The sequence below is a fragment of the Pseudomonas abyssi genome (assembly GCF_002307495.1).
In the GTDB taxonomy this organism is placed as follows: Bacteria; Pseudomonadota; Gammaproteobacteria; order Pseudomonadales; family Pseudomonadaceae; genus Halopseudomonas; species Halopseudomonas abyssi.
On the sequence record NZ_NTMR01000070.1, the window covers coordinates 1 to 784 of the forward strand.

The 784-nt window shown below is 59.8% G+C and carries 1 protein-coding gene; it reads left to right on the forward strand.

The annotated features are described in order from the left end of the window. On the forward strand, positions 1-720 hold a 720-nt coding region (locus tag CNQ84_RS20260), incomplete at its 5' end, for an electron transfer flavoprotein subunit beta/FixA family protein (RefSeq protein ID WP_096006543.1). Between the last annotated feature and the right edge of the window lie 64 nt (positions 721-784).

Sequence of the window (784 nt, forward strand, 5' to 3'; positions counted from 1 at the left end):
GTTGATTACAACGTCAAGGTTCGCGTCAAAGCAGACAACTCCGGCGTTGATCTGGCCAACGTCAAGATGTCGATGAACCCCTTCTGCGAAATCGCCGTAGAAGAAGCCGTCCGCCTGAAAGAGAAAGGCGTCGCGACCGAGATCGTCGCTGTGACTGTCGGCCCGACTGCCGCCCAGGAACAACTGCGTACCGCCCTGGCACTGGGCGCTGACCGCGCTGTGCTGGTCGAGTCCGCTGACGAGCTGAGCTCGCTGGCCATCGCCAAGGCACTGAAAGCCGTTGTCGATAAAGAGCAGCCGCAGCTGGTCATCCTCGGCAAGCAGGCCATCGACTCCGACAACAATCAGACTGGCCAGATGCTGGCTGCACTGTCTGGCTACGCTCAGGGCACCTTTGCCTCTGAAGTCGCCGTTGACGGCGACAGCGTCAAGGTCACCCGCGAAATCGACGGCGGTCTGCAGACCGTTGCGCTGAAGCTGCCGGCCATTGTGACCACCGACCTGCGTCTGAACGAGCCGCGCTACGCGTCGCTGCCGAACATCATGAAGGCCAAGAAGAAGCCGCTGGAAACCCTCAAGCCGGAAGACCTGGGTGTGAGCACTGCCTCCACCGTCTCCACCCTGAAGGTTGAAGCCCCGGCTGCCCGCAGCGCTGGCATCAAGGTCAAGAGCGTTGACGAGCTGGTCGACAAACTGAAGAACGAAGCCAAGGTGATCTGAACATGAGCATTCTGGTTATTGCTGAACACAACAACGCCGAGCTGAACGCAGCTACTCTGAACAC